This window comes from Pseudorhodoplanes sp. (genome assembly GCF_035565855.1).
In the GTDB taxonomy this organism is placed as follows: domain Bacteria; phylum Pseudomonadota; class Alphaproteobacteria; order Rhizobiales; family Xanthobacteraceae; genus Pseudorhodoplanes.
The window spans coordinates 1-3,865 of the sequence record NZ_DATMRX010000158.1; the positions used below are offsets into that span (position 1 = coordinate 1).

Annotated in this window: 3 protein-coding genes; all 3 read left to right on the forward strand. The window is 64.5% G+C overall.

Features of this window, described 5'->3' with window-relative positions; translation table 11 throughout:
- Positions 1–1,319: NADH-quinone oxidoreductase subunit F (locus VN004_RS08710; RefSeq protein ID WP_325609004.1), on the forward strand; the 1,319-nt coding region annotated here is incomplete at its 5' end.
- On the forward strand, positions 1,316–1,537 hold the full coding sequence (locus tag VN004_RS08715; protein WP_239800170.1) for a DUF4287 domain-containing protein: 222 nt from the start codon (positions 1,316–1,318) through the stop codon (positions 1,535–1,537). The genes VN004_RS08710 and VN004_RS08715, both read left to right, overlap by 4 nt.
- Positions 1,538–1,578: 41 nt before the next feature.
- Positions 1,579–3,865: formate dehydrogenase subunit alpha (fdhF, locus tag VN004_RS08720; RefSeq protein WP_325609008.1), on the forward strand; the 2,287-nt coding region annotated here is incomplete at its 3' end.

The window sequence follows — 3,865 nt, forward strand, 5'->3', positions numbered from 1 at the left end:
TCCTGACCGGCGGCGCACATGAGCTGGCGCTGGGCGACCCGGAAAAAATCCCGTTCTTCGCGCGCCAGACGCGGCTGACCTTCGCCCGCTGCGGCATCACCGATCCGTTCTCGCTGGAGGATTACGAGCGCCATGGCGGGCTTGCCGGCCTGCGCAAGGCTGCCGCGATGGCTCCCCTCGAGATCGTGACCGAGGTGACGGAATCGGGCCTGCGCGGGCGCGGCGGCGCCGGCTTCCCCACCGGCATCAAGTGGAAAACGGTGCTCGATACGGATGATGTGCGCAAATACATCGTCTGCAATGCCGACGAAGGCGATTCCGGCACCTTTGCCGATCGCATGATCATGGAGGGCGACCCCTTCGTGCTGATCGAGGGCATGGCGATCGCCGGCCTTGCCACCGGCGCGACCAAAGGCTTCCTCTACACCCGTTCCGAATATCCGCATGCCATAGCCGCCATGCGCCGGGCCGTGGAAATCGCGCGGCGCGCGAAAATCCTGGGGCCGGATGTGATGGGCTCGGGCCGCGCCTTCGACATGGAAGTGCGCGAGGGCGCCGGCGCCTATGTCTGCGGCGAGGAAACGGCGCTGCTCGACAGTCTCGAGGGCAAGCGCGGCATGGTGCGCGCCAAGCCGCCGCTGCCGGCCCACAAGGGCCTGTTCGGCAAGCCGACTGTGATCAACAACGTCATCAGTCTCGCCTCCGTGCCGATCATTCTCGACAAGGGCGCCGCCTACTATAAGGACTTCGGCATGGGACGCTCGCGCGGCACCATCCCGATCCAGATCGCCGGCAACATCCGCTATCCCGGCCTGTTCGAAACCGCCTTCGGCCTGACGCTCGGCGAGATCGTCGACGACATCGGCGGCGGCACCGCAACCGGCCGCCCGGTCAAGGCCGTGCAGGTGGGCGGACCGCTCGGCGCCTATTTTCCGCGCGATCTGTTCGATACGCCGTTCGACTACGAGGCTTTCGCGGCGAAGGACGGCCTGATCGGCCATGCCGGCATCACGGTCTTCGATGACAGCGCCGATATGCTGAAGCAGGCGCGCTTCGCTTTTGCGTTCTGCGCGATAGAGAGCTGCGGCAAGTGCACGCCCTGCCGGATCGGTTCCACGCGCGGTGTCGAGGTGCTGGACAAGCTGGCCGCCGGCATTGCGCCGGACACCCAGATCGAGCTCGTCACCGACCTGTGCAACACCATGAAGTTCGGCTCGCTCTGCGCGCTCGGTGGTTTCACGCCCTATCCGGTGATGAGTGCGCTGACCCACTTCCCTGAAGATTTCAGGCCGGCGCCGATGCGGGAGGCCGCTGAATGACGACGCAGGATAAGGTCAGGGGTCCGGCTTCCTACTTTCCGTCGATCGAGCAGAAGTACGGAAAGCCGATCTCGCACTGGAAAGACCTTATCGAAAGCCAGACCGGCAAGAAGCACATGGAGCTTGTCGCATGGCTGAAGGAAACGCATGGCCTCGGCCATGGCCACGCCAACGCGCTGGTCGCTGATACGCTCGCGGCACGCAAAGGCAAAGACTGAACCGGCGCCGGAAGAGCGCTGCTTTCAAGGGGAGTCTCGACATGGGTCTCGTTCACGAAACCGACTACGGCACACCTGAATCGCGGGCCGAAAAGCAGGTCACGCTGATTGTCGACGGCAAGCCGGTCACGGTTCCGGAAGGAACCTCGATCATGCGCGCCTCGATGGAGGCGGGGGTCGAGATTCCGAAGCTGTGCGCGACCGACATGCTGGACTCCTTCGGCTCCTGCCGCATCTGCCTGGTGGAGATCGAGGGCCGCAACGGAACGCCCGCTTCCTGCACCACGCCGGTGGGCGAAGGCATGGTCGTCCACACCCGTTCCGACCGGCTCGATGCCATCCGCAAGGGTGTGATGGAGCTTTACGTTTCCGATCATCCCAGTGGCTGGAATGAACAGCGCGGCACCGGCCAGAGCGAGTTCGACAAGGTGGCGGCCACCGTCGGGCTTGAACAGAATCGCTACGGTCTGGACGGGCGCAACCACGTCGCGCCGGGCAACGGATCGCTCAACATCGACTATCTGGTCCGCGACGAAACCAACCCCTATTTCACCTATGATCCTTCCCAGTGCATCGTCTGCTCGCGCTGCGTGCGGGCCTGCGAGGACGTGCAGGGCACCTTCGCGCTGACCATCGATGGCCGGGGCTTCGATTCCCGCATCACCCCCGGCATGCACGAGGACTTCGTGGAGTCCGAATGCGTGTCCTGCGGCGCCTGCGTGCAGGCCTGCCCCACCGATGCACTGCGCGAAAAAACCGTTCTCGAACACGGCATGCCCGAGCGCTCCGTGGTCACCACCTGTGCCTATTGCGGTGTCGGCTGTTCGTTCAAGGCAGAGGTCAAGGGCGATGAGGTGCTGCGCATGGTCCCCTACAAGGGCGGCGAGGCCAATCATGGCCACAGCTGCGTCAAGGGCCGCTTCGCCTATGGCTATGCCACGCACAGGGACCGCATCCTGAAGCCGATGATCCGCGAGCGGATTTCCGACCCGTGGCGCGAGGTGAGCTGGGAGGAGGCGATCAGCCATGCGGCAAGCGAGTTCCGCCGCATCCAGTATCAGTACGGCCGCGCCTCCATCGGCGGCATCACCTCCTCGCGCTGCACGAACGAAGAAACCTACCTCGTCCAGAAGCTGGTGCGTCAGGGCTTCGGCAACAACAATGTCGACACATGCGCCCGTGTCTGCCATTCGCCGACCGGCTATGGCCTCGGTCAGGCCTACGGCACCTCGGCCGGAACGCAGGATTTCGATTCGGTCGAGGAAAGCGATGTCATCGTCGTCATCGGCGCCAATCCGACCGATGCGCATCCCGTGTTTGGCTCGCGCATGAAGAAGCGCATCCGCGAGGGCGCGCGGCTGATCGTCATCGATCCGCGCCGCACCGATCTCGTCAAGAGCCCGCATATCAGGGCGGATTACCATCTGGCCCTGCGGCCCGGCACCAATGTCGCCATGCTCACCGCGATTGCCCATGTCATCGTCACCGAAGGTCTGGTGAACGAGCAGTTCGTACGCGAGCGCTGCGAATGGGATGCTTTTCAGGACTGGGCTGAATTCGTTGCCGACGAGGCCAACAGCCCTGAAGCAATCGCCGACTATATCGGTGTGCCTGCCGAAGACATCCGCGGGGCCGCGCGCCTCTACGCCACCGGCGGCAACGGCGCGATCTATTACGGCCTCGGCGTGACCGAGCACAGCCAGGGCTCGACCTCGGTGATGGCCATCGCCAACCTCGCCATGGCGACCGGCAATATCGGCCGCCGCGGCGTCGGCGTGAACCCGCTGCGCGGGCAGAACAATGTGCAGGGCTCCTGCGACATGGGATCGTTCCCGCACGAATTGCCGGGCTATCGCCACATCTCCGGCGATGCCACCCGCGCCATCTTCGAGGAACTGTGGGGCGTCAAGCTCGACAACGAGCCGGGCCTGCGCATTCCCAACATGCTGGATGCCGCCGTCGACGGCACCTTCAAGGGCATCTATGTGCAGGGCGAGGACATTCTCCAGTCCGATCCCGACACGCACCACGTCGCCGCCGGCCTCGCGGCCATGGAATGCGTGGTGGTTCAGGACCTGTTCCTGAACGAGACCGCCAACTATGCCCATGTGTTCCTGCCGGGTTCGACCTTCATGGAGAAGGACGGCACCTTCACCAATGCCGAACGCCGCATCAACCGCGTGCGCAAGGTGATGGAACCGAAAGCCCGTTATGCGGACTGGGAGGCGACGCAGGAACTGGCGCGCGCCCTCGGCTTCGACTGGAACTACACCCACCCCTCGCAGATCATGGACGAGATTGCGGCCACGACGCCGAGCTTTGCCAATG